This is a genomic window from Streptomyces sp. NPDC040622, from assembly GCF_055593965.1.
In genome coordinates, this window is record NZ_JBVIXD010000008.1 from 105,460 (window position 1) to 129,771 (window position 24,312).

Consider the following 24,312-nt stretch of genomic DNA (forward strand, 5'->3'; position numbering starts at 1 on the left):
TGCACTGCACTGCACTGCACTGCACTGCACTGCACCAAGGAAAGGCAACGTCATGGCTGACAACACCCTCGACGGCCGGCGCGTTCTGGCGATCGTCACCAACTACGGAGTCGAGCAGGACGAGCTGGTGGTGCCCGTGCAGCACCTGCGCGACCGCGGCGCGCACGTCGATGTCGCCGCCGTGTCGGACGAGGAGATCCACTCCCTCGTAGGTGACAAGGACCCCGGCAAGACCGTCCGCCCCGACCTCAAGCTCGCCGACGCGGACGCGTCCTCGTACGACCTGCTGCTGGTGCCCGGAGGGACCCTCAACGCCGACAGTCTGCGGCTCGACGAGACCGCCGTGGGGATGGTCCGCTCCTTCGCCGAGTCCGGCCGCAAGGTGGCGGCGATCTGCCACGGACCGTGGCTGCTGGTGGAGGCCGATGTCCTCGAGGGCAAGACCCTCACCTCCTACGCCTCGGTCGCCACCGACATCCGGAACGCCAAGGGCACTTGGGTCGACAAGCCCGTCATGCACTGCGGCGCCAACGGCTGGGACCTCATCACGTCGCGCACGCCCCACGACCTCGACGACTTCCTGGGCGACATCGACAGCACCCTCGGGGCGGCAGGCTGACGCGCCGCTCCCTGGACGTAGTCCCAGTGGCCGGGAGGCGACTCCCGGCCACTGCTGTGTCCGCCACCGGACACTCCGGCGTCGGCCGCACTCGACCGAAGCATTCAAATATTCCTTGACACGAATATTCGTATTGGCGAATACTCGTGGACATGGACGCACTCCTCACCGCGCTGGCCGACCCGGCCCGCTGGCGACTCGTCACCCTGTTGGCCGAGCGGCCCCGCCCGGTCGGCGTGCTGGCCCAACTCGCCGAGGCGCGCCAGCCCCAGACGACCAAGCACCTGCAGACGCTCGAACGGGCCGGCGTCGTCACCTCGCAGCGCACCGGCCAGCGTCGTATCTACACGCTCCGGTCCGCTCCGCTGCGCGAGTTGGCGGCCGCGCTCACCCGGCTCTCCGACACCGCGGAGCGTGCCGACGGCCCGCACACGACCCACGAGCGCCACGGGCAGACCCTGCACACCGAGCGGATCGCCGCCCAGGCCGCGGGATGGGCCGACGGCCGCTCCTTCCGGTTCGTCCGCTCACTGGTGGGGCGCCCCGAACTGGTCTGGCGCCACCTCACCGAGGCCTCCCTGCTCGCCCGTTGGTGGGCGCCCGACGACCTCCGCGTCTCCGAGCTCGTCTTCGAGGCACGGGCCGGCGGGCGGATCGTCCAGGAGTACCGCGACGTTGAGGACACCGACGGCTCCGACGCGGTGGCCGGACGCGCGGAAGGGGTCGTCGACGACGTACGTCCGGGCGCGCGTCTGACCTACCGGCTCTCCCCCCTGCTCCCCGACGGGACGCCCGCCTTCACCGCCCGTGTCGACCTCGGTCTGCGGCCCACCGGTACCGACGCGGCCACCGGCACGGACCTAGAGGCGATCTGGCACATCACGGACAGCACCGTCGACTCCGCTGACTTCGTGGCCGGCATCGAGATCGGCTTCGGCCAGAGCCTCGACAAGCTCGCGGCCGCGCTCGACGAGGAGGCGTAAGCCACCACCGAGGCAGCGTCACACCCGAGCGCAGACCCGAGCACATCCTGACCGCACACCCGACCGCACGCCCAGGGAAAGGCATACAGCCATGACCGAGTCGACCGCACGCAAGGTGACAGCGAACATCGCCCTCACGCTCGACGGCCGGTACAACGGCCCCGCCGGTCCTGGCGACCTGGGCTCGATCGTCCGCTACGCGACCACCGAGGTCGCCCGGGACCATCTCAGCCGTGTCCGGCAGGACGCGACGACGGCCCTGCTCGGCCGGGTGAACGCCGAGGGGTTCCTGGGGTTCTGGCCGACGGTCGCCGAGGACGAGAACGCCGATCCGCGTGATCGCGGGTACGCGAAGTGGCTGACCGAGACGGAGAAGGTGGTCCTGTCGACGACCTTGACCGAGGCGCCCTGGGACCGCACCCGCGTGGTGAACGCCCCGGTCGCCGACGTCGTCGCCGAACTCAGGGCCGAGGGCAAGGGCGACATCCTCGCCAACAGCAGCCCGACCGTCATCAAGGCGCTCCTCGCCGCTGACTTGCTCGACCGTTTGTACCTCTTGGTCTGCCCGGAGATCGCGGGCGGTGGTCAGCGCCTGTTCGAGGACGGCCTGCCGGGCTCGCGGTGGAAGCCCACGCGCCAGGAGACCGGCGAGCTCGGTGAGACGGCGCTGGTGTACGACCGGGTCCGCTGAGCCGCCACCGGTCCGCCCACCTCTCGCCTCCCCGGCCCTGGTTCAGCGGCTGACCGCCGGCGCGCCCTCCGGGGCGCTCAGCAGGTCCGGGGGCAGATAGGCGGACCGGACGCGCAAGTCCCAGCCGTGCACCTGGACGGCCAGCGCGACAAGGGCGACGGTTTTGTGCGGCAGCAGGCTGCGGGGCTCCGCGTCGGCCGGTGCACTCTCCCGGAGCCGGTCGAGGCGGTCCGCCAATGCCTCTTCGAAGGCCGACTGGTCGTCCTCCACGAGCACCCGCAACAGTCGCTGATCCGGCGTCAGCGCGCCCAGCGCGTTCAGCCGGAGGGCCGCGTCGAGACGCTCGTCGACCTGCGGCATGCACAGCGTCACCGACGGCCGGTCCCGGGGCAGATGGCCACTGGCCGGGGTCAGGTAGGAGGAGAGGCTCTCCATCTCCGCCCGCTCCCCCGGGTCCGACTTCGATTCCAGCCGCGAGTAGGGCACGCCCTCGATGATCGTGGACACGTGATCACGCAGCAACAGCCCGACCACGCGGTCCCGTTCCCAGACCATCCCGCTGATCACGCACAGCGCGAAGGCGTCGAGCCAGTCCCCCGCCGTGGACGCGTGCTCGACCGCGGCCTCGAAGTCCTTGTCCTCACTGCTGATGCTCTCGTCGATGAGCGGGAAGCGGAGCTCCTGGTCACCGTTGGGATAGCAGCCCAGCTCCAGGAAGCCCAGGGAGCACTCCGCCGCCGTGCGCAGCACGGCGGGTGACGGCGCGTCGAGCCCACCGCGCGCCACCTTGCGGGCGGCGACGTGGTCGAGGAGGTCGTCCCGCATCGCCAGCAGCTCCTCGTCGGAGTAGCAGTCGTACTCCAGCGTGTGCCAGTGGCCGCGGGTGCGGGACTCGATGCCCTCCAGGGCCCGTTCGATCCGCCGTGCACTCACGTCGTGCCGGGCCACGTCCTTGATCGTCATGAGCTCAATCCTGGCACCCGCCACTGACATCACGAACACCCGTCATGCGTGCGGGGTTCCCTGCCCGTGCGTGGTCGTGAAGCGTCTGCGGTACTCGCTCGGCGTGCTGCCCACGTGCCGGGCGAAGGCGCGCCGCAGGCTCTCGTCGCTGCCGAGGCCGCTGTGCTCCGCCGCCGAGGTGACGGCGTGTCCTTCCAGGAGGAGGCGCTGGGCGTGGTCGAGGCGGACGCGTTCGACCCAGCGGGCGGGGGTCGTGCCCAGTTCGGTGCGGAACAGGCGGGTCAGGTGCCGGGTGCTGACGGCCGCGGACGCGGCCATGGCGGGCAGGCTGTGGTCACCTGCCGGGTCGGCGAGCACGGCCGCGATCAGGGCGCGGAGCACATCGCTGCGGGCCGGCGGCGTCGTGATGGCCGTGGAGAACTGGGACTGGCCGCCCGGCCGCTGCATGAACACGACCAGCTCGCGGGCGATGTCCCGCGCGACGTGCGCGTCGTGGTCGTCCTCCACCAGGCCGAGCGCCAGATCGATGCCCGCGCTGATCCCCGCGGAGGTGACGTACCGCCCGTCGCGGAGGTAGAGGGCGTCCGGCTCCACCCGCACCCGCGGATAGCGGTGGGCAAGCGTCTGGGCGTGCCGCCAGTGTGTGGTCGCCCGGCGCCCGTCGAGCAGGCCGAGCGCGGCGAGCACGAAGGCGCCGCTGCAGACGGAGGCGACGCGGGCGGCCGGTGCGGCGAGGGCTCCCGCCGCCGCGAGCAGTTCGTCCTCGATGGGCCGGTCGGCGAGCCGGTCGGCGCCCGCCACCACGACCGTGTCGAAGGAGCCGGCGTCGGCGACCGCGGTCGAGCCGCCCAGCACCATCCCCGAGGAGCTCTGCACGTCGCCGCCGAGCGGAGAGACCAGCACCATGTCGTAGGGGGAACCGAGCCGGCCCGCCTGGTGCAGCACCTCTCCCGGGCCGCTGACGTCGAGCAGGGTCACACCGTCGAACACCAGGAAGGCCACCCGCTCCGTCATGGCGGAGCTCATGTCTGAACCCATGTCTGAATCCGTGGTTCACCTGGCCGAATGGACATGGCACCAGGCTACGCCGTCGGGCGACGGTGGAGGCACACACCGAGCAAGCACGGAAAGGCGCACATCATGAGCGAGACGATCGCGGGCGTGCGGATCCCCGACAGCACCCTGGCGCGCGAGGCGACCGAGCTGGTGCGCGAGGCCGCGTCGCCGCTGGTCTTCGACCACTCCCGGCGCGTGTTCCTCTTCGGGGCGCTGCGCGGCCGGGCACAAGACCTGACCTTCGATTCCGAGCTGCTGTACGTGGGGGCGATGTTCCACGATCTGGGGCTCACCGAACGGTTCCGGCGCACGGACCAGCGTTTCGAGATCGACGGCGCCGACGAGGCCCGCCGCTTCCTGCACGCGCACGGCATCACCGGCGAGCGGGCCGACCGCGTCTGGACGGCCGTAGCCCTGCACACCACCCCCGAGATCCCCCTGCACATGACCCCCGAGGTGGCTCTGGTCACCCGCGGCGTGGAACTGGACGTCCTGGGCCTCGGCTACGACACCGTCTCCGACGAGCAGCGCGCGGCGGTCGTCGCGGCCCACCCCCGCCCGGACTTCAAGAACCGGATCCTCGCCGCGTTCACCGACGGCATCAAGGACCGACCGCAGACCACCTTCGGCAACGTGAAGGCGGACGTGCTGGCCCACTACGTCACCGGTTTTCACCGCGGTGATTTCGTGGAGGTCATCAAGAACTCCGACTGGCCCGAGTGAACCCCCGCAGTGTCGACAGCCACATCTGGCACCACAGCACGCCCTGCACCACGCCCAGGGCCCGCGTACGGCAGGCTTCGTCCGTGATCTCGGGCAGCGCCTTCCCGATGACGGGCAGCATGTCATCGGCGAAGGCGGAATCCGGTCCATAGGCGAGGTATCTGCTCCTGCGGGTGGCAGGCTCCACGGCGGCCTGCCCCGCATGGCGGTGCCGCGTGTCGGCGTCCGTCGACTCCAGGAGCTGCCGTGCCTGCTCGACGGTGACCTCGCGCAGAGCGCACGCGGCTGTCGTGTCGCCGTCGTGCCCGTGGGCGAGGCAGCGGGCGCGCAGCGTCTGTGCCAGGAGGCGGGCCGGATCGGTGGACAGGGCCTCTCGCACGTACACGTCGAAGTGCTTCGCCGCCCCGGCGACGACGAACGGCTCCACGTGGAGCAGGAGGTCCTGGAGGGCGAACAGCCCCTCCGCGCCGCCTTCCCGCACCCGCCGCGCCCGCTCGTCGAGGACCTCGGCCATCAGCTCCCGGAGCGGCTCCAGTGCGGCCACCCGCTTGGTGACCTTCGGCAGCGGGGTCAGGCGGTGCCGTGTGACCGTGTATCCCAGGCTCCCCCGTACGTCCTCCGTCAGTTCGGCGCGGATCTCGTCCCGGAAGGCGGGATCGGCCAGGACGGTTTCGACGCCATCCGTCCCCCGGCGCTGGATCCACTGCAGGGCGCAGACGCGCTGCGCGTCCGTCGGTTCACCGAGCGGCATGCCCACCCGCTTCATGAGGGCGAGCAACCCGAGGTCGGTGCCGGTGCGCCGGAAGTCACCGCCCAACGACTCGCTCTGCAGCCCGAGGAGCGGGTCACGGGTCTGGCCCGCCGCGCGCGTGCGGGCCGCGACGGCCGCGACCACCGGTTCCAGGCCGGCCACGGGCTGCCGCAGTCCCGCGTACCGGCTGAAGAACCGCGTCAGCCAGGCGTTCGCGCGCTTCACCGAGTCGGCGCGGACCGGTTCCGTTCCGCCGGTGAGGCCCTCCAGAAGGCCGACGCGCGCCAGCAGGGCGAGCCAGGCCTCCGCGGCGCCGGTCTTCGCCGTGGCCGAGGTGCCCCGGGGCTCCGGCAGGTGCCCCAGCATGTGCTCGGCCGTGTCGGGATGCTCGGCCACGTCCCGTTCCAGAGGCGCCGCCCATGCCTCCCACACGGCTGCGGACGCCTTGGCCAGGCCGCCGTTGCGCAGCAGGAGGTGGAAGATCTCGGTGTTGGTGTCGTCGGCGGGCAGGGGGCCCTCCGTGCCCTCCGCCAAGTCGACGGCGAAGGACGCGGGGATGTCACGCTGCCGGTAGTGCGTGACCGCCTCCCTCACGACGGCGATGGGGATCCCCTTCTCCCTGCGGCACCAGGCGCGGACGAACCAGCGGTACGTCTCGTACGCGGCGCTCGCCGACGAGCGGGCGGCGATGTCGTCCCGGTACTGCCCGAGCAGCTTCGCGTCGACGACGCCGAGGACGCGGAACTCCCAGACGAGGTCCCGCAGAGCGCGCTCGTCGATGCCGCCCAGCCGCTTCTCGGCGGCCCTCGCCTCGGCGTAGAGCGGCCCGGCCATCGCCACGCTGCCCGCCGCGGCCACGATCCGCGCGCCCTCGTCCAGGGCGTACGGCAGGAGCTCGGGGTGAGGTGCGGTCAGTTTCTGCAGGCTCGCACGGAGTTGGGTCGCGGCCCGTCCCGGCTTCGTGTCGGCCGTCTTCGCGCAGCTGCGCAACGGGGCGAGCAGCTCCACGGCCCGGCGCGCGAGGTCTGGATGCGCCCGGCAGACGCGGGACAGGAAATCCAGGGGCCGCTCGGCCGCCCTGCCGACCGGCTCGGCGTCGCCCGCGTCCGGTTCCAGGCCGAGCGTCCGCGCCACGGCGTCCTGTCCCCCGACCGCGCGCGCCACCACGAGTCGTACGAAACGCTCGTCGTCCGCGAGCAGCGGTGAGCCGTACCGGCGCGCGACCAGCCGCTCCTCGTCCGGGCCCGCGGGCTCGCCGGCCGGCACGGCACCCGCGCCGAGGAGCTGTCGTGCGTCGGCGGGCTCCCGGTAGCTGGGGGCCTCGGCCTGTGGCGCGCCCGTGGTGGCGTGCTCCGCGCAGGCGACGAGGAAGGACTGGTAGCTGTCGGCGGAGCCGTCCGGCAGGGGACGGCAGGCGCTCCTCTGGACGGGCTCCCGTGCGTCGTAGAGGGCTGCCATCACTCTGACGCCCTCGGACCAGACGGGCCGGGGCACCGTGTCGTACGTCCCCGTCCCCTGCCGCCCCCTGGTGTCGGCGAACCAGAAGTCGTGCACCTGCACGGGGGCCACGGGGCCTTGATGACGCAGGTCGGCCACCATGTCGTAGCTGCGTCCTTGGTGGCCGAAGGTGAAGCCGGCACGCTCCCCGCCGATGCGTCCGCCGAACCGCGTCACCAGGCCCTCCAAGCGCGCCCCGGATTCGTAGGTGGCGCCGTTGAATGCTCCGATCCCCCTTCCCGTGCTCCGTGCTGTCGGTGACGGCGGTGCCGGCGAACAGTCGGGCCGGGTGTACACGGCGCGGTGCAGTTGCTCGATCCCCTGCTCCCCGCCCAGCGGGTCGAGCAACTGCCGCCAGCGTGCGAGCAGTCCGGTGCCGCGCGGGTCGAGCAGCACGGGATGCGGGATCACCACGACGGCGTCGTCCAGCTCCCGTTCCCCGTCGAGTCCCGTCACCAGCAACGCGCCGCCCGGACCCGGCGCGACACCGGTGAGGATCCCGGCGCGCCCCGCCTCCGCCTCGCCCGCCCGGTCGTCCGCTCCCTCGCCCACGCCGCCGTACGGTGCGATCACCGCGTAGCGCAGCGCGCGCCGCCAGTAAGGGTCGGGCCACACCTGCCGGATCAGCACGGCGGGTACGGGCAACGATTGCGTCATCCACCGCTCGACCCGCGTCAGCGCCTGGGCCGCATGGTCGCCGATCCAGTCCGCGAGGGCGGTCAACTCCCGCGCGAGCGGCTCGGACTTGAGCGCGCCCGGCACCTTCTTCAGCTCGCGCCCCGCCCCTGTGCGGCAGCGGAGCACCGGCTTCGGCTCGGCCCAGGGGTCGAGCGCCAGCTCGTAGTCGCCGGTGGCCCTCCAGACAGTGGTCGAACTCATGGCGTGTACCCCCGTGGTGCAACAGTCCCCGTACGTGTCCGCACGTGCCCGAGCAGACGATCACAAACTACCGGGAGCCACTGACAACACACCCCGCACCACCCGTGCGCCCGCTCACCGGGACGCGCGCCGCAGGACTTCGTGCTGCTCGTCGGCGGCACGCGCGCTCACGGTGTGCCGCTCGCCTTCGAGGAGGTAGGTGGCGAACGTTCCCCCGGTCCGCACCACGCTGACCGTGTTGCCCCCGCCCTCCGGAGCCTCGGTATTGGTCAGGACGTACGAGACGGCTTCGTCGCCCGCGGCGACCGCGGGCAGCGGATCCACCCTGAACCCGTAGGTCCAGCCCCGCTCGGAGGTGGCGGTGAACTCCTCGCAGGCGGTGCGGGCGGTCTTCAGCTCGCTCATCCACTTCTCGGCCTCGCCACGGGCGTGGCTGGACAGCGACAGACTGCCGCTCGCCGCCGCACCCTTCCCGTCGAGCGTGGCCCACGCCACGGCCTCGCGCGGGTGCTTCGGGCGCACGCTCATCATGTCGGCGATGGGCCGGCAGGCGGGCTCGTCCACGGTCAGGACGTCCTGCTTCTCCAGGAGCGGACCGCTCTGCGCCTTCGCGGTGAAGCCGGGGAGGTCGTCGGCGGTGGGCAACGCGTCGCTCAACTCCGCCGCTCCGAGAGGATCCTGAGAGGGCTCCGAAGAGCCGCAGGACACGGTGGCGGCGATCGACACGGCGACGAACATCAACGGTATGGCTCTGCGCACGGACAGCCCCTTCATGCCGGTGGGGCTGTTCCCCTTCCGTCAGAACAGCTGATGTTCGCAGGAGACGGGCCGCTGATCCACTGGATTGAGCAGGGGAATGCCGTCACTTCGCTCCCGCCGCGCCCTCCAGAGCCTCCAGAGCCTCCAGAGCCTCCAGAGCCTCCAAGACACGATCCGGCGTGATCGGGAGCTCGCGCTGCCTGTGGCCGGTGGCGTGGTGCACCGCGTTGCCGATCGCGGCGGCCGTGCCGACGATGCCGATCTCGCCGATGCCCTTGCTGCCCATCGGGTTGAGGTGGGGGTCGTCCTCCTCGATCCAGTGCGCCTCGATCGCGGGCACGTCCGCGTGGGCCGGCACGTGGTAGGAGGCGAGGTCGCTCTCCGGGAAGTCCCCGAAGGCCGTGTCCATGGTGCTGCCCTCCGTCAGCGCCATGCCGAGCCCCATCGTCATCGCCCCCACGAACTGCGAGCGCGCGGTGCGGGCGTTGAGGATCCGGCCCGCCGCGTAGACGCCGAGCAGGCGGCGCACCCGGACCTCGCCGGTCACCCTGTCGACGCCGACCTCGGCGAAGTGGGCGCCGAACGCGTGCCGGGCGTAGTCGTCCTCGGCGTCGGCGGTGCCCGCCGTGTCGGCGCTCTCGCTCAGCCCTTCCGGGGGAAGGTGCCCGTCCGCCCGTCCTGCCAGGCTCGCGGCCAGTCGCGTACAGGCCTCGTGGACGGCCCAGCCCCAGGACGCGGTGCCCGAAGAGCCGCCGGCGAGGGGTGCGGACGGGAGGTCACTGCTGCCGATCTCGGTGCGTACGCGGTCCAGCGGAACGCCGAGCGCGTCCGCCGCGACCTGGGCGAGCACGGTACGGGCGCCCGTACCGATGTCGGTGGCGTTGACGCGGACGACGAACGTGCCGTCGGGGTGGGCGTGGGCGCTCGCCCTGGACGGCGCGACGAGCGTCGGGTAGGTGGCGGCGGCGACTCCGCTGCCGATCAGCAGGTCGCCCTCGGCGGACGAGCGCGGGCGCGGGTCGCGCGCGGCCCAGCCGAACCGTCGGGCGCCCTCGCGCAGGCACTCGGCCAGGTGGCGGCTGCTGAAGGGTTTGCCGGTGTCGGGCTCGGTGGAGGTGTCGTTGCGCAGGCGCAGTTCGACGGGGTCGATGTCGAGGGCCTGGGCGAGTTCGTCCATGGCGGATTCGAGCGCGTACATGCCGGGCGCCTCGCCCGGGGCCCGCATCCAGGAGGGCGTGGGGACGTCGAGCGGCACGGCGCGGTGGGTGGTGCGGGCGTGCGGCGAGGCGTACATGACGCGGGTGGCGGCCGCGCCCGTCTCGACGAACTCCTTGACGCGGGAGGTGTACGCGGTCACTTCGTGGATGACGGTGGTGAGGGTGCCGTCCGCCTCCGCGCCGAGCCGCACCCGGTGCAGTGTCGGGGAGCGGTGGCCGACCACGGTCGCCAACTGGCGCCGGGGAAGGACCAGTTTCACCGGCCGTCCGGTCGCCCGGGCGGCCATCGCGGCGAGCACGACCTGCGGGCGGGGCGTTCCCTTGGACCCGAACCCGCCGCCTACGTGCTCGGAGACGACCGTGATCCGTTCCTCGGGCAGCTCGAACATTCCGGCGAGGACCTCGCGGACCGTGGTGGCGCCCTGGCTGGAGTCGTGCACGGTCAGCCGGCCGTCGTGCCACCGCGCGGTGGCCGCGTGCGGTTCCATCGGGTGGTTGTGCAGCGGCGGGACCCGGTAGGCCGTGTCGACGCCGACCGGGGCGGCGGCGAAGGCTTCGTCGGGACCGCCGCGGACGTGTTCGCCGGAGGTGCCGTCGCTGTCCTCCGGTACGTAGGCGTCGGGGTGGTCGGCGCGCAGGGTGACGTCGTGGGGCTCTTCGTCGTAGGTGACGGGCAGCGCGGCGGCGCCTTCGCGTGCCGCTTCCAGGGTGTCGGCGACCACGAGGGCGACGTACCAGCCGCGGTGCGGCACGCTCGGATTCTGCAGGAGGAAGAGCGTGGCGTCGTCCGGCTCGGCCAGTCGGGGGGCGTCGAAGGGGGTGAGGACGTGGACGACTCCCGGCACGGCGAGGGCGGGGGCGACGTCGATGCCGGTGACCTTGCCTCGTGCCACCGCTGCCGGGACGGGCCAGGCGTAGGCGCAGCCTTCAGGCGTGTGTTCGGCGGCGTACCGTGCGGCCCCGGACACCTTGTCGGGGCCTTCCCTGCGTTCCGCGGGCGCGCCGAGCGAGGGGGCGTTCTGCGGCATGGCGTTCTCCCTGGGTCCCGCGAGGGGGCGGGGTCGGCTTCGGGCGGGGTCAGGCGTGGGGCGGCGGGCCGGCGAGGCGCCGCAGGACGTCGCACGCGAGGTTGCGGGCCAGGCGCGTCTTGTACGCGTTGTCCCGCAGGGGTTCGGCGGCGGACAGTTCGGCGTCGACGGCCGCGCCGAACGCGTCGTCGCCGGGCGGGCCGCCCGTCAGCGCCTGTTCGGCGGTCAGGGCGCGCCAGGGCCGGTGGGCCAGGCCGCCGAACGCGATCCGGACGTGCCGCACGACGGAGTCCTCGACGTCGATGACCACGGCCACGGAGGCGAGCGCGAAGGCGTACGAGGCCCGGTCGCGGGCCTTGCGGTAGGCGGAGCGCCGCCCCTCGGAGTGCGGGGGGAGCAGGACGCCGGTGATCAGTTCACCGGGCGCGATCTCGGTGTCCAGGTCGGGCCGGTCCCCCGGCAGCCGGTGGAATTCGGCGGCGGGTACGGTACGCCGGCCCTGCGGGCCGGTGAGCTCCACCCGTGCGTCGAGCGCGGCGAGGGCGACGGCCATGTCGGAGGGGTGGGTGGCGATGCACTGCGGTGAGTGGCCGAGGACCGCGTGGTCGCGGTGGACCCCTTCGCGCGCCGCGCAGCCGGTGCCGGGTTCCCGTTTGTTGCACGGTTTGCCGAGGTCCTGGAAGTAGGGGCAGCGGGTGCGCTGGAGGAGGTTGCCGGCCGTGGTGGCCACGTTGCGCAGCTGCCCCGAGGCGCCGGAGAGCAGTGCCTGCGCCAGGACGGGATGGCGGTCCCGTACGAGGGGGTGGGCGGCGAGGTCGCTGTTGCGCACCGTCGCGCCGGCGCGGACGCTGCCGTCGGGGAGCTCCTCGACCGTGTCCAGGGGCAGCGCGCTGACGTCGATCAGTGCGCTGGGCCGGGCCACGCCGAGCTTCATCAGGTCGACGAGGTTGGTGCCGCCGCCCAGGTAGCGGGAGCCGGGCCGCTCGGCGTGTGCGGCCAGCGCCTCCTCGACGCTGCGGGCGCGGACGTATGCGAAGGGCTTCACCGGGCCACGTCCTCTACGGCCTGGACGATGTGCGGGTAGGCGCCGCAGCGGCACAGGTTGCCGCTGAGCCGTTCCCGGATCTCGTCGCCGGTCAGTTCGACGGGTTCGCCCGGTGGTGTGACGTGGGAGGCCCGCCCGGCCTCGGCTTCGGCCAGGGCGCCGACGGCAGAGCAGAGCTGGCCCGGGGTGCAGTAGCCGCACTGGAAGGCGTCACGCTCCAGGAAGGCCCGCTGGAGGGGGTGCGGTCCCCCGCCGTCCGGATCGTGCAGGCCCTCCACCGTGGTGACGTCGGCGCCCTGGTGGGCGACGGCCAGGAGCAGACAGCCGTTCACGCGGCGGCCGTCGACCAGCACGGTGCAGGCTCCGCACTGTCCGTGGTCGCAGCCCTTCTTCGCCCCCGTGAGGCCGAGTCCTTCGCGCAGCACGTCCAGGAGCGTGGTGCGGTGGTCGACGGTGAGGCGGTGGTCGGTGCCGTTCACCGTCAAGGACAGCTCCGAGTGATACGGATCGGCTCTCATGGCGGTTGGCTCCCTCGGGTCGGACGTGGGCGCGGGTGTGCTGCGTCGCCGCGTCACCAGCCTGAGTCAGATCAGGCGTTCCGGCATGCGGGAGAGGTGCCGGGCGGCTCGTCGTCCGGCAGTTCCACCGTGGTGATCACGCGGGTCAGCGAGGGCTCGCGGGGCACGGAACCGAAGCCGAAGCGGACCGGAGGATCCACGGCGGTCAGCGCCCCCAGGTCCTGGCCGTCCCAGGTGGCGCGGGCCTCGGTGATGACGCGCAGGTCCCGGGCCGCGTACCACTCGCGGCGTCCCGCGCCCGCGCTGCCGCGGGTCCGCACGCCGGGCATCAGCAGGCGGGCCGGTACGTCGCACAGCGCGGCCCAGCCGGGACTGCTCGCAAGGCGGCCCGGGACCGTCCGCAGCAGCCGTCCGAGGACGGTGGGCCGGCCCGGCCGGAAGGCGAGCCGCAGCGGTCCCGCCGTCACGGTCCACCGCTCGCGGGCGGGGACGACGGCGACGGGGCAGATGACGACCTCGTCGAAGCGGTACGTCGCGGCGACGAACTCCGCCACGCGCTCGGACGGCGCGAGCAGCACGCGCCGTCCGTCGGCCCGCTCCGCCATGACGTCGGCGAAGGGGCCCAGAGGGGACTCCGGCCAGTAACCGACGACCAGGCGCACGCCGGCGGAGGTGCCGAGGCCCGCGATCCACCCCTCGAAGCGCATGCGGTGCGCGGTCCTCATCGTTCTCCTCAGCTCCCTGGTCGTCGGTGGACCGCTTCTCAGTCCAGTTGCTCGGCCAGTCCGACGATGATGCCCTCCGGGCCGCGGACGTAGCAGAGCAGATAGCTGTCCTCGAAGCGGGCGATCTCGCCGAGGACTTCGGCGCCGTGAAGGCGCAGGCGGGCAACCGTGTCCTCGAGGTCGTCGACGGCGAACATGACGCGGTGCGTGCCCAGAATGTTGTGCGGCTTGTTGCGCGGCCCGGAGCTGATCGCCTCGGGGCTGCGGTACTTCGCCAGTTCGAGCCTGCTGTGACCGTCCGGGGTCCGCACCATCGCGATGTCGCAGCGGACGCCGTCGAGTCCGGTGCACTGGTCGGCGACGAGGCCCTCGACCTGCGCCGTGCCCTCCAGCTCCATTCCGAGTTCCACGAAGAACGCGACGGCGGCGTCCATGTCCTCGACGACGATGCCGACATTGTCCATCCGCTGAATCGCCATGCTGGCTTCTCCTTCTTCTTCCTCGTGCGGCCGGTGGTGGCCGCTGATGGCCCTGGGACGGAGCCGGTGGCACGTTCTCGACATCCTCGGACCACTGAAACCCAGAAAAATCTGGGCCGCGTCCCAGCACCACCGCAAGTCCGGAAAGGACGGGTGGCACCGACCGTGCCACGGCCGGGCTCCTAAGCCTGGCGTCCACGGCGACGCGGCCGGGTGCTGACCCGGACCGTACGCGGCCGTCTACGCCCGACAGGTCCGCGGGTTGCCGTGACCGAACCCCTTGGGGCATTGTGCGGCGGTGCGGGGGCAGCAACAGTGAGAACCATCCGCATCTCCCGCGCAGGAGGCCCGATTGACCGACGACAGCCGGCGAGACGCAGAGGAGGCGACCGGTGCGGACAGCACGGTCGCCGATCTGAGGGAAGAGGTCGCCCAACTCAGGCAGGCTGTCCACTCTCACGCGACGGTGGACCAAGCGATCGGGATCCTCGTCGGCGTCGGACAGATCACCCCTGACGAGGCCTGGGACGTACTGCGCGATGTCTCCATGAACACCAACACCAAGCTCCGCGACGTGGCCGAGACGCTGATCGACTGGGGCTGCACACGGGCCCTGCCCACCGAGATAGGCCGCGAGCTCGAACGGCGCCTGACGCTCCAGCGCAGCAGGAGCCAGTGCGCCGAACCCGAGCCCCCGCCCGCCTGACGTCACCGCCGGACGTCATCGGCCACACATAACCCGCATGTTCTGCCTGCGCTTGTCGCGCCCCCTCGCCACTCGGCGAGGGGGCGCGAGGCGAGCTCACTGCCGAACCCTCCCGGGAAGGCTCGGTTGCTCGCTCCGTGCCGGGTTGCCCGGATCATGGGGCTGAAACCGTGACCGCCGTGCGGGTACGCAATTCGCTCCCGCGGCCTCTCCCGCAAGCTCCCGCGGCCTCTCCGGTATGACTGATCCGCCCGCACGGGTGACGTGACCCCGCTTTCTCTGCGGCTGCCGTCCGGCGACGGCTATCACCACAGCATGCTCAAGACCTCGCTGCGCGCCCTCGCCGCAGTCCCCCTCCTCGCCCTGCCGGCCCTCGCCGCCGCGCCCGCCCACTCCACCTCCGCCGAGCCCGGCCCGCACCGCCTCTCCCTGGCCGCCGCCGTCGACGCCCTGCCGCTCGCGGCGGAGGCGCACGAAGGCCACGAACGCAGGGGTTCCGGGCACCGGGTGGGCGCCGAACACGAGCGGTGCGGCACCCGCGCCAAGGTGCTCATCAGCGAGTCCCGTACCGAGCCGGTCGTCGTGGGCCGGTGCAAGGTCGCCAGGGGCACGTGGTTCTCGTACTACGACGGCGAGACGCGCACGAACCCCGCCGGCATCGCCGTCGACTCCATGGTCCCCGCGGCCGAGGCCTGGGACTCGGGGGCGTCGCGGTGGAGTGCCGCCCGCCACGACGCCTTCGCCGGCGACCTCGACGCCGAAGGCAGCCTGGCCGCGGTCACCACCGAGGTCCACCGGGCCAAGGCCGCCCAGGATCCGGCGCAGTGGCTGCCCCCGCTCGCCGACGCCCGCTGCACCTACGCGGCCGACTGGACGGCCACCAAGCTGCGTTGGGGGCTGACCGCGGACAAGACGGAGGTCGCCGCACTGAAGGGGCTCGCCGAGGGCTGCGGCCGCCAGGAGGTCGAGTACACGACGGCTCCGGAGGACGCACGGACCACCTGACCCCGGCGCCTGCGGCGGGACGGCGGGGCCGGCGAGCACGCGGGGCGGCGATCGCTCGGGGACCGCAATCGCGCGGGGCACGGTCAGCAGAGGATCCTGCTCGGGTTCGGCACCCCGTACGAGTCAAGGGCCGGCTTCGCCGCGCGGTGCATCGCCATGACCTCCGGAGTGATCTCGGCGGCGAGGCTTGGCCGTTTCCGGAGGCCCACGCCGTGTTTCCCGGTGCCCTTGCCGTCCCCAGCGCGATCGCGTCCGCGATGATGTCGGCGAAGGCGGCCCGGGCCCGGGTGCGCGCGGCGTCGTCGCCGGGCTCTGTGAGCAGCAGCGGGCGCGGGTTCCCGTCCCCGACCGTGCGCGATGTCGGTTATACCGGTGATGTCGGTGATGAGGATGTCTTACCGGTCCGCGGCCCGCTCGATCCTTCCGAGCGTCTCCGGGATGTGTTCCTTCAGCACGCGGACGTCCTCCCTCAGGACCGGGCCCGGGCGTTCCAGCACGGGGTGGGCGAGCCGGCGCGCCTCGAACAGGGCGTCGGCCTCGTGCCGGCCGGTGGAGCGCTCCGCCCAGCCGGCACCCGCCCCCCCGGCAGCAGTCGACCATCTGCTCGGCCCGCCGGGTCGGTGCCCGACTCCCACGGGGGCCTGCTCGCCGGACCGGGCTACGTGTCTCCGCCACCCGTATCCGGTGACGATCCGCGGTCGCCCCAGCGCTCTTGCCGGGTGATCACGGCCTCACACGGTGAGGTGCCGCCCGGTGCCTGAGGCGTCGGCGGCGGGCTCGGGGATGCCGTGCCGGCTCGTGCCGTGCTGCTCCTCCTCCGGACGGCCCTTCTTGGGCAGCAGGAAGGTGATCGCGAGGAAGACCACCAGCAGGCACGCCTGGACGATCAGTGCGCGGTGGAAGCCGCCGGTGAAGTCGCCGCTCTCGGCCCGGGCGAAGAACACCGAGCCGAAGACCGCGACACCGACGGAGCCGCCGACCGCCTGGACCGCCGACAGGACACCGGATGCGGATCCGATCTCGTCGTCGTCGACCGCGGCCAGGATGAAGCTGAACAGGGCGGCGATCACCATGCCCGCGCCGATGCCCGCCACCGCCACGCCGGGCACGATGTCCCAGATCGAGAACGAGGCGGCATCCAGGCCGTCGAGCTCGAACCACAGCACGACCGCGCCGGCCAGCTGGACCAGCGGTCCGATCTGGAGCACCTTGCGGCCGATCCTGTCGGCGAGGAACGCGCCGCTGATCGCGCCACCGATCGCAGTTCCCACCGCGAGGGGCAGGTTGCCGAGGCCCGCGTCACCCGCGGTGAAGTGCCGGCCGATCTGGAGGAACAGGGTCAGCACGAGCTGGGTGCCGATGAGCCCGCCGAAGAACAGGGCGATGCCGCCGAGCCCGACGGTGAAGGCCGGCTTGCGCAGCAGGCCCGGGGTCACGAGCGGCTCGCGGCCCGCGGCGGCCGTGCGGCGCTGCTGGAGGGCGAAGAGGGTGAAGCCGACCGCCGAGGCGGCCATGGACAGCCACGTCCACAGCGGCCAGCCGTTCTCCTGCCCCTGGTTGAGCGGCAGCACCAGCAGGGCGCAGGACATCACGACCAGAGCGGCGCCGGTCATGTCGACCCGTACCGCGGGGTCGCCCGCCCTCTTGGGCACGAACTTCGCGGCGACGATCAGCGCGGCCAGGCCGATGGGCAGGTTGACCAGGAACACCGATCGCCAGCCCAGGCCGAAGAAGTCGCCCTCGATGAGGAAGCCGCCCAGGACCGGGCCGACGATGCCGCCCAGGCCGAGGACGGGGCCGAAGACCGCGAAGACCTTGGTGAGTTCGGGCCCGGAGAAGTTCTCCCGCAGCAGGCCAAGGCCCTGGGGCAGCAGCATCGCTCCGGCGGCGCCCTGGAGCAGCCGGAAGGCGATCAGCGCCTCGATGTTCGGCGCGGTCGCGCACAGCAGCGAGCTCGCGGTGAAGGCCGCCAGACCGAAGAGGAACATCCGGCGCCGCCCGTGGCGGTCGCCGAGCCGGCCGCCGAGCACGAGCCCGGCACCCAGGGTGAGGGCGTAGCCGCCGATCACCCACTGCAGGCCGACGGAACCGGCGCCAAGGGACTTCTCCAAATCCGGTCCGGCCACGTTGACGATCGAGGCGTCCAGGAGATCCATGATCTCCGCGACGATCATCACCGCCAGGATCAGCCATCGCCATCGGTAGGGCCCGGTCGTCTCGTCAGGGGTGGGGGACGGGTCACGCACGCCAGATACCTCCATCGTGAAGTAATTCCACCGTGAAGGTAAAGTGGTGGCGGTAGGTTGTCAAAGCGCGGTGACCGTGGGGGCCGCACACCAGCAGAGAAAGACAGAGGGATCCGCATGGAGGAAGCGATGCGCGACGGCCTCGCGGAGCAGCGTGAGCGGCTGATGGAATCGCTGAGGGCCTACGGCGGCCACTACGCCGAACTCAGCCGCCGCTTCGCCGCCTGGCTCGGCCTGCACTCCACCGACGCGACCGCGGTACTGGAGATCGCCGCCGCCGAGGAACGCGGCACTCCCCTGTCACCGGCGCGGCTGAGCGAGCGCATCCCCCTGTCCACGGGAGCCACCACCGCGCTGCTGAACCGCCTCGAAGCGGCGGGGCACATCACCCGCGTGCGCGAACACGCCGACCGACGCGTCATCACACTGCGCAGCGGCGGCCACATCCAGGAACGGGCGGACGAGTTCTTCGGCCCGCTCGCGCACCGCCTCGACGCCGCGATGGCGCACTACCCGCCGCAGCTCCTGGAACAGTTCGAAGCGTTCATGGCCGATCTCAACTCCGCCATGGACGCCCACCTCTCGGACTAGACACCACCCATCACGGACACGACGACACCTCCGCGCGTGCGACCTGGTGCACCCGGCGCGGGTGTGCTGAGGTGCTCAGTGCCCCGGAACACCCGCCCCGCGCCACCGGAGAGACCTTGCGCAGCTTGACCTTCGTCATCGGTACGGGCCGCAGCGGCTCCACCGCGCTGTCCCGCATCCTCAACTCCCACCCCGACGTGCTCAGCCTCAACGAGTACATGGCGTCGGTCGGCGACGCGGCCTTCCCCGAAGGCCGCGTGTCGGGCGCGGAGTTCTGGGAGGCCCTGTTCCGGCCCACCCCCTACTTCGCGAGCATGATCCGCAGCGGGGTGCTGATGCCGGAGTTCCTCTACACCCGCGGCCCGGGGCGGTACCGGGCGGAGACCGACGGCATCCCCGCACTCTCGCTCATGGTGCTGCCCCACCTCACCGACGACCCCGACGGCCTGCTCGACGAGATCCGTGCGGCGGTCCTCGACTGGCCCGACCGCACCGCGGCCCAGCACCACGAGGCGCTCTTCGCCTGGTTCGGCGCACGGTTCGGCCGTACCGCCGTGGTGGAACGCTCCGGCTACTCGACCGGCTGGGCGCCGGGACTCCTGGCCACCTTCCCGTACGCGAAGTTCGTGCACCTCTTCCGGGACGGTCCGGACTGCGCCCTGTCGATGAGCCGCCACCCCGGATACCGCACGATCACCCTGCTGCGCGAGATCAGGGAACGGACGGGCGTCGACAGCTTCGGCGACCTGACGGAGGAACAGGTGCGGTCCCTGCCTCCGCACCTGGCGCCGCTGCTCGGCGACACCTTCGACGCCGCCCTCGTACGGGACCGGGAATTCCCCCTGCGCCGGTTCGGCGACCTGTGGTCCGAACTGATCGTGCAGGGCACTCGGTTCATCGATGGCCTGCCCGCCGACCAGCGCATGACACTCGCCTACGAGAACCTGCTCGACGCACCCCGGGAGGAACTCGCCCGCCTCGCCGCGTTCGTCGGGGTCGACCCTTCCCCGCGGTGGCTGGACGGCGCGTGCGCCCGCCTCGACGGCGGTCGCCGCGGCTCCGCCCGCAAGCACCTGTCGGCAGCCGATCTCGACGACCTGAGGGACAGCTGCGCCGCGGGCACCCGGGCACTGGAGGGGCAGCCGAACTAGCGGCCCGAGCGCGACGGCTCGTCGGACGGGCGGCCTCGATCCTTCGGTGACATCCACCTCCGCAATTCCCCTCGCGTTCCCGCGTGTTGCCCGTGCGCGTGGCCCGGGGATGGTGCGGGCATGACAAATCTGTCGTGCCCCCCATGTGACGCAGGAGACCGAAGTGAAGCCGAGCAGAGCCATTCGCAGAACGTCCTTGTCCGTCGGCGGCGCCCTCGCCCTGGTGGTCGCCTTTGCCGGATCGGCCGTCGCCGATCCGCCGCCGTTCCTGCCCGCCCACGCCGACGGCACCGAGCAGACGTTCCAGCCCGCGTACGACTACGACGGCGATGGCTGTTACCCGAGCCCCGCCATCGGCCCCGATGGAACCGTCAACGGCGGCCTCAAGCCGAGCGGCGCCGTCAACGGCCAGTGCCACGACGCGAGCGATCTCGGCAACACCAACGGCTACGCCCGTTCCAAGTGCAACAACGGCTGGTGCGCCGTCCTCTACGGCCTCTACTTCGAGAAGGACCAGGCCGTGGCCGGCAGCGGGCTCGGCGGCCACCGGCACGACTGGGAGCACGTCGCGGTGTGGGTGAAGGACGGCCGCGCCGAGTACGTCGCCACCTCGGCCCACGGCAGCTTCAAGATCTACCCCCGCGACCAGATCCGCTGGGACGGCACCCACCCGAAGGTCGTCTACCACAAGGACGGCATCGGCACTCACTGCTTCCGCCCCGCGACCGCGAACGACGAGCCGCCGGAGAACCACCGCGGCGCCTGGCAGTTCCCGGCCCTCGTCGGCTGGAACGGCTATCCGGCGGGCCTGCGCGACAAGTTGACCGCCTACGACTTCGGCAGCGCCAACTTCGGCCTGAAGGACGCCAGTTTCCCCAGCCACCTGGCCGCCGCACTGCCGTCCGGCGTGCCGTTCGACGTCAACGCCTGACGGCCACGGGACGGTCCGGGCGGGCGTCGCGTGCGGGGCCCGCCCGGCCGACCCCACCCTCCCGTACAGCTGGCGCTTCGATTTCAGAAGCACTACTCTCGCGGCATCGATTCGGAAATCGAAGCACCGGAGGCCCTCGTGCCCGAACGGATACCGCCGCTGGAGGCGCCCTACCCGCCCGAAGCCGCGTCCGTACTGGGGCGGATGATGCCGAACGGCGAGACACCCATCGCACTGTTCCGCCTGTTCGCGAACCATCAGCAGCTCGCCGAGGCGCTGCACGGGTGGGGCTCCTACCAGCTCAGCCGCCGGCTCAGCCTCGGCCTGCGCGAGCGCGAGATCGTCATCGACCGCACCTGCGCGCTGTGCGGCTGCGAGTACGAATGGGGTGTGCACGTCGCCCGGTTCGCGGAGCGCGCCGAACTCACCACCGGCCAGGTGGAGTCACTGACCTTCGGCACGAGCGCGGACCCCTGCTGGACGGCCGGGCGCGACCGGCTGCTCCTCGACGCCACGGACGCCCTGCACACCGGCCACGACATCGACGACGGCCTCTGGGACCGGCTCGGCGCGGAGTTCACCCCTCAGCAACTGCTCGATCTGTTCATGCTGTGCGGCTGGTACCACGCCATCAGCTTCACCGCCCGCGCCACCCGCATCACACCGGAACCCGGCGCACCGCGGTTCCACGACATCCGTCCGCCCACGGCGGACGGCGCCACCCGGTGAGCCCGCCGGCCCGGCCGGGGAGCCGGCAAGGCCCCGCCACTCCGTTGCGCACGGAGGAACGGGGCCTCTGCGTCAGCCGGATCGGCCGACCTCTCCCCTAGCTCTTGGGGGGATCCTGCTGCCCGTCCGAGCCGAACTGCTGCTTGAGCTTGTCCTGGGCGGTGTCGACCTGACCGGAGTACTTCCCCTGCGTCTTGCCGTCGACGAAATCACCCGCCTTGTCGATTCCCTGACCGGCCTTGTCCTCGTGGCCCTTGAGCATCTGCTTGAGCTTGTCCATGACGGACATGGGGCACCTACCTCTCCATCGCTCCCTCTCACCAGCCTCGGGGCACCACGCGAGATCCGCATCCGGGAGCGATCACACTCGAACACACGAACGAGCCTGCGGTGCGGGGCCTGCGTCCCCTGAACTTCCGTCCCGCCGTCACCGTCAGCCGTGGCCCTCGGGCGCCAGGTCCGGCCGCAGCCGGTGCCACACCGGGTGCCGCAGCCGCCCGGCCCGGGTGCGGGTGGTGTAGCTGATCTCGGCGACGAGGCGCGGCAGCACCCACCGGGCACCGGGCACGTCCGGCGGCAAGCCGAAGGGGCAGGTGTCGACGGCGGCGACGGCCAGGAGCTCGGCCAGGTCGGCCCTCTCCCGCTCGTTCCAGCCCGTGCCCACGCTGCCGGCGTAGTGCAGTACGCCGTCCCGGAACTCACCCATGAGGAGCGCCCCGGGCGGCCCCTGGGCCTGCCTGCGGACCGGGACCCAGCCGCCGATGACGGCGTCCACCGTATGGGCGTTCCTGACCTTGATCCAGGCGCGGGAGCGCACGCCCTCCTCGTACACCGAGTCCAGGCGCTTGAGGATCACTCCCTCCAAGCCGTGGGTCCGGGTGGACTCCAGCGCCTCGCGGGCGTGGCCCGGCAGTGAAACCGGCACGGACCAGCGCGGGGAGGGTTTCACCAGCCGTTCGAGGTGCCGTCGGCGCTCGGCGTAGGACTGGCGGGTCAGGGACTGTCCGTCCAGGAACATGACGTCGAACAGGACCAGGTGGACGGGGTCGTGGGCGGCGCTGCGGGCGGCGCGGGCCCGTGCGGTCGACAGGCCCATCCGGGGCTGCAGGCGTTCGAAGTCCGGGCGGCCCCGCTCGTCGAGGACGACGATCTCGCCGTCCAGCACCGCGGGTCCGGCGACGCTCCCGGCGAGGGCGTGCAGCTCCGGGTAGGCGGCGGTGATGTCGTTTCCGGCGCGGGACCTGAGCACCAGCGATCCGTCTCCGGCCAGGTAGACGATCGCGCGTTGGCCGTCGTACTTCGTCTCCACGCCCCACAGCGCTTCGTCCCGCTCCCGTGGGAGGGAGCCGGACGTGGCGAGCATGGGGGCGATCCGCGGCAAGACGGCCATGCTCCAGCCCTCACCCCCCGGGCGGGCGCTCATGCCGGACCGGCCGACATGTCGCCCGCCCGGTCCAACGGCTGCCGCTCCACGACCGGCCGTCCCCGTTCAGCCCACCGCCGCGCGCACGTCGCACCGGCGCGCCCTTGGATGGGCGGCATGGGTGTCATGGGTGTCTCAGGGGTCGCGGCTGTGCGCGCCAGGTTCGCCACGAACGAGCTGCGGGGCAGGCCGGCCGGTGCCCGTCGCGCCGGACGAGCGGGCCGCCGATGAGCGCCGCCGAAGGCCCGGAGTCCGCGCCCACGGCCACGGAGACGAAGGAAGCGCCACCGGCCCCGCACCAGGTCCTGCTCAGCCGCCCCTACCTGCGAGTGCTGCTGATCTCTCTGTGCCTCGGGGTGCCCATCGCGCTGGCCTGCTTCTTCTTCGTGGGGCTGCAGCACTGGCTCCAGCACGAGGTGTGGCGGTCCCTCCCCCGAGCCGTCGGCTACGCGCGAGCCCCTTGGTGGTGGCCCCTGCCCGCCCTTGCGCTCGCGGGAGCCATCCTCGCGCCGATCGTCGCCCGCGCGCCGGGAGGCGGTGGGCACCTGCCGGTGAACGGACTCGGCGGGACGCCCATCGGTCCCCGGGAACTGCCCGGCGTCGTCCTGGCCGCGCTCGCCACCCTCCCGCTCGGCGTCGTGCTCGGCCCGGAAGCGCCCCTGATGGCGGTGGGCAGCGCCCTCGCGATGTTCGCGGTACGCCGCTTGCGGACTGCGGACGCCCAGCAGGAGCAGACGACGGCGCTCGTCGCGACCGCAGGGTCCACGGCCGCGATCTCCACCATCCTCGGCGGCCCGCTCGTCGCCGCCGTGCTCGTCGTCGAGGCCGCGGGACTCGGCGGCATCCGGCTGGCGGCGCTGCTGCTGCCCTGCCTCATCGCGAGCGCCGCGGGCGCGCTGGTCTTCACCGGCTTCGGCGAGTGGACCGGCCTGTCCATCGGAGGTCTCGCCCTGCCCGCCGTCCCGCCAGGGGCCAACCCCGACGCCGGGGACTTCCTCTGGGGCATCCCGCTCGCCGCACTCATCGCGTGCGGCGTCTTCCTGGCCCGGCGCCTGGGCCGCACGACCGGGCGCTGGACCGGCCGCCGTCGGACCGCGGCGCGCACCTTCGCCTGTGCCCTCGCGGTCGGCGTCTGCCTCACCGCGTACGCCCTGCTCACCGACCGTTCACCGGAGGAGGCCGCGCTCTCCGGGCAGGCCACCCTCGGTGAACTCGCCGCACACCCCGGTACGTGGTCCGTGGCAGCACTGCTCGCACTCGTGCTCTGCAAGGGCCTCGCCTGGAGCATCAGCCTCGGCAGCCTGCGCGGCGGCCCCATCTTCCCCGCGCTGCTGCTCGGCGCCACGACCGCACTCGCCTGCGCCGGACTGCCCGGCCTCGGCACGGCACCGGCTCTGGCCCTCGGCATCTGCGCCGCGTCGACGGCCGTGATGGGGCTGCCGCTGTGCAGCGCGGTGCTGACGGTGCTGCTGATGGGCGACGACGCGCACGACCAGATGCCGCTGATCGTGATCACCGCGGTCGTCGCGCATCTGACGGTGCTGGCGCTGAACCGCCGGAGCGCGGCGCGTGCGGACGTGGCTCCCGCCGGGTGAGG

General features: G+C 72.4%; 25 protein-coding genes. 11 read left to right on the top strand and 14 right to left on the bottom strand.

Annotated elements, in window-relative coordinates:
- The first annotated feature begins 52 nt into the window (after window positions 1-52).
- From ACZ592_RS23735 to ACZ592_RS23745, 3 genes are all read left to right on the top strand, one after another.
- Entirely contained in the window at window positions 53-619 is a 567-nt protein-coding gene (locus tag ACZ592_RS23735) for a DJ-1/PfpI/YhbO family deglycase/protease (protein WP_471583617.1), read from the top strand.
- Between the two features lie 152 nt (window positions 620-771).
- Window positions 772-1,602 carry a metalloregulator ArsR/SmtB family transcription factor gene (locus tag ACZ592_RS23740; RefSeq protein WP_471583618.1) on the top strand — a complete coding sequence of 277 codons (831 nt, stop codon included), beginning with the start codon at window positions 772-774 and terminating at the stop codon, window positions 1,600-1,602.
- Window positions 1,603-1,693: 91 nt separating this feature from the next.
- Entirely contained in the window at window positions 1,694-2,293 is a 600-nt protein-coding gene (locus ACZ592_RS23745) for a dihydrofolate reductase family protein (RefSeq protein WP_471583619.1), read from the top strand.
- Between the two features lie 42 nt (window positions 2,294-2,335).
- Here the strand turns inward: ACZ592_RS23745 and ACZ592_RS23750 are convergent, their stop codons facing one another.
- Both ACZ592_RS23750 and ACZ592_RS23755 read right to left on the bottom strand, forming a co-directional pair.
- Entirely contained in the window at window positions 2,336-3,256 is a 921-nt protein-coding gene (locus tag ACZ592_RS23750; protein ID WP_471583620.1) for an immunity 49 family protein, read from the bottom strand.
- A gap of 42 nt (window positions 3,257-3,298) precedes the next feature.
- Entirely contained in the window at window positions 3,299-4,294 is a 996-nt protein-coding gene (locus ACZ592_RS23755) for a GlxA family transcriptional regulator (protein WP_471583621.1), read from the bottom strand.
- Window positions 4,295-4,396: 102 nt separating this feature from the next.
- Here ACZ592_RS23755 and ACZ592_RS23760 point away from each other — a divergent pair, with 102 nt between their 5' ends.
- Window positions 4,397-5,035, top strand: a complete 639-nt coding sequence (locus tag ACZ592_RS23760) for an HD domain-containing protein (protein ID WP_471583622.1) — start codon at window positions 4,397-4,399, stop codon at window positions 5,033-5,035.
- On the opposite strand, the gene ACZ592_RS23765 is transcribed toward ACZ592_RS23760, so the two are convergent.
- The 7 genes from ACZ592_RS23765 to ACZ592_RS23795 all read right to left on the bottom strand — a co-directional run bounded on the left by ACZ592_RS23765 (window position 5,010) and on the right by ACZ592_RS23795 (window position 13,933).
- A complete protein-coding gene (locus ACZ592_RS23765) occupies window positions 5,010-8,162 on the bottom strand; it encodes a DUF4132 domain-containing protein (protein WP_471583623.1) in 3,153 nt (1,050 codons plus the stop codon). The genes ACZ592_RS23760 and ACZ592_RS23765 overlap by 26 nt on opposite strands.
- Window positions 8,163-8,276: 114 nt before the next feature.
- Window positions 8,277-8,921 (bottom strand): hypothetical protein, encoded by a 645-nt coding sequence (locus tag ACZ592_RS23770; RefSeq protein ID WP_471583624.1) that lies wholly within the window; start codon window positions 8,919-8,921, stop codon window positions 8,277-8,279.
- Between the two features lie 103 nt (window positions 8,922-9,024).
- A complete protein-coding gene (locus tag ACZ592_RS23775) occupies window positions 9,025-11,166 on the bottom strand; it encodes a xanthine dehydrogenase family protein molybdopterin-binding subunit (protein WP_471583625.1) in 2,142 nt (713 codons plus the stop codon).
- Window positions 11,167-11,215: 49 nt separating this feature from the next.
- Window positions 11,216-12,211 carry an FAD binding domain-containing protein gene (locus ACZ592_RS23780; protein ID WP_471583626.1) on the bottom strand — a complete coding sequence of 332 codons (996 nt, stop codon included), beginning with the start codon at window positions 12,209-12,211 and terminating at the stop codon, window positions 11,216-11,218.
- A complete protein-coding gene (locus ACZ592_RS23785) occupies window positions 12,208-12,729 on the bottom strand; it encodes a 2Fe-2S iron-sulfur cluster-binding protein (protein ID WP_471583627.1) in 522 nt (173 codons plus the stop codon). Before ACZ592_RS23785 ends, ACZ592_RS23780 begins: the two co-directional genes overlap by 4 nt.
- A gap of 71 nt (window positions 12,730-12,800) precedes the next feature.
- Complete coding sequence (locus ACZ592_RS23790) at window positions 12,801-13,454, bottom strand: hypothetical protein (RefSeq protein WP_471583628.1); 654 nt, start codon at window positions 13,452-13,454, stop codon at window positions 12,801-12,803.
- 38 nt (window positions 13,455-13,492) lie between these two features.
- Window positions 13,493-13,933, bottom strand: coding sequence for a VOC family protein (locus ACZ592_RS23795; RefSeq protein WP_471583629.1), 441 nt, complete (start codon window positions 13,931-13,933; stop codon window positions 13,493-13,495).
- 352 nt (window positions 13,934-14,285) lie between these two features.
- Here ACZ592_RS23795 and ACZ592_RS23800 point away from each other — a divergent pair, with 352 nt between their 5' ends.
- The gene (locus tag ACZ592_RS23800; protein WP_471583630.1) at window positions 14,286-14,639 is read left to right on the top strand and encodes an ANTAR domain-containing protein; all 354 of its coding nucleotides are present in this window, start codon (window positions 14,286-14,288) and stop codon (window positions 14,637-14,639) included.
- Window positions 14,640-14,903: 264 nt separating this feature from the next.
- Window positions 14,904-15,644: an HNH endonuclease gene (locus ACZ592_RS23805; protein WP_471583631.1), complete on the top strand. Its 741-nt coding sequence runs from the start codon at window positions 14,904-14,906 to the stop codon at window positions 15,642-15,644.
- A gap of 83 nt (window positions 15,645-15,727) precedes the next feature.
- Here ACZ592_RS23805 and ACZ592_RS23810 read toward each other — a convergent pair whose 3' ends face one another.
- From ACZ592_RS23810 to ACZ592_RS23820, 3 genes are all read right to left on the bottom strand, one after another.
- Window positions 15,728-16,036 (bottom strand): FAD-linked oxidase C-terminal domain-containing protein, encoded by a 309-nt coding sequence (locus ACZ592_RS23810; protein WP_471583974.1) that lies wholly within the window; start codon window positions 16,034-16,036, stop codon window positions 15,728-15,730.
- 3 nt (window positions 16,037-16,039) lie between these two features.
- Entirely contained in the window at window positions 16,040-16,279 is a 240-nt protein-coding gene (locus ACZ592_RS23815) for a hypothetical protein (protein WP_471583632.1), read from the bottom strand.
- 96 nt (window positions 16,280-16,375) lie between these two features.
- Window positions 16,376-17,905: an MFS transporter gene (locus ACZ592_RS23820; RefSeq protein ID WP_471583633.1), complete on the bottom strand. Its 1,530-nt coding sequence runs from the start codon at window positions 17,903-17,905 to the stop codon at window positions 16,376-16,378.
- 102 nt (window positions 17,906-18,007) lie between these two features.
- Between ACZ592_RS23820 and ACZ592_RS23825 the strand changes: the two genes are divergently transcribed.
- The 4 genes from ACZ592_RS23825 to ACZ592_RS23840 all read left to right on the top strand — a co-directional run bounded on the left by ACZ592_RS23825 (window position 18,008) and on the right by ACZ592_RS23840 (window position 21,292).
- Entirely contained in the window at window positions 18,008-18,481 is a 474-nt protein-coding gene (locus ACZ592_RS23825) for a MarR family winged helix-turn-helix transcriptional regulator (protein WP_471583634.1), read from the top strand.
- 116 nt (window positions 18,482-18,597) lie between these two features.
- On the top strand, window positions 18,598-19,632 hold the full coding sequence (locus tag ACZ592_RS23830; protein ID WP_471583635.1) for a sulfotransferase: 1,035 nt from the start codon (window positions 18,598-18,600) through the stop codon (window positions 19,630-19,632).
- A gap of 163 nt (window positions 19,633-19,795) precedes the next feature.
- Window positions 19,796-20,563: an NPP1 family protein gene (locus ACZ592_RS23835; RefSeq protein WP_471583636.1), complete on the top strand. Its 768-nt coding sequence runs from the start codon at window positions 19,796-19,798 to the stop codon at window positions 20,561-20,563.
- A 138-nt stretch (window positions 20,564-20,701) separates the two neighbouring features.
- Window positions 20,702-21,292, top strand: a complete 591-nt coding sequence (locus tag ACZ592_RS23840; protein WP_471583637.1) for a carboxymuconolactone decarboxylase family protein — start codon at window positions 20,702-20,704, stop codon at window positions 21,290-21,292.
- Window positions 21,293-21,389: 97 nt separating this feature from the next.
- On the opposite strand, the gene ACZ592_RS23845 is transcribed toward ACZ592_RS23840, so the two are convergent.
- The gene (locus tag ACZ592_RS23845) at window positions 21,390-21,581 is read right to left on the bottom strand and encodes an antitoxin (RefSeq protein WP_471583638.1); all 192 of its coding nucleotides are present in this window, start codon (window positions 21,579-21,581) and stop codon (window positions 21,390-21,392) included.
- A gap of 144 nt (window positions 21,582-21,725) precedes the next feature.
- Entirely contained in the window at window positions 21,726-22,682 is a 957-nt protein-coding gene (gene ligD / locus ACZ592_RS23850) for a non-homologous end-joining DNA ligase (RefSeq protein WP_471583639.1), read from the bottom strand.
- 260 nt (window positions 22,683-22,942) lie between these two features.
- Here ligD and ACZ592_RS23855 point away from each other — a divergent pair, with 260 nt between their 5' ends.
- The gene (locus tag ACZ592_RS23855) at window positions 22,943-24,310 is read left to right on the top strand and encodes a chloride channel protein (protein ID WP_471583640.1); all 1,368 of its coding nucleotides are present in this window, start codon (window positions 22,943-22,945) and stop codon (window positions 24,308-24,310) included.
- Window positions 24,311-24,312: the final 2 nt, after the last annotated feature.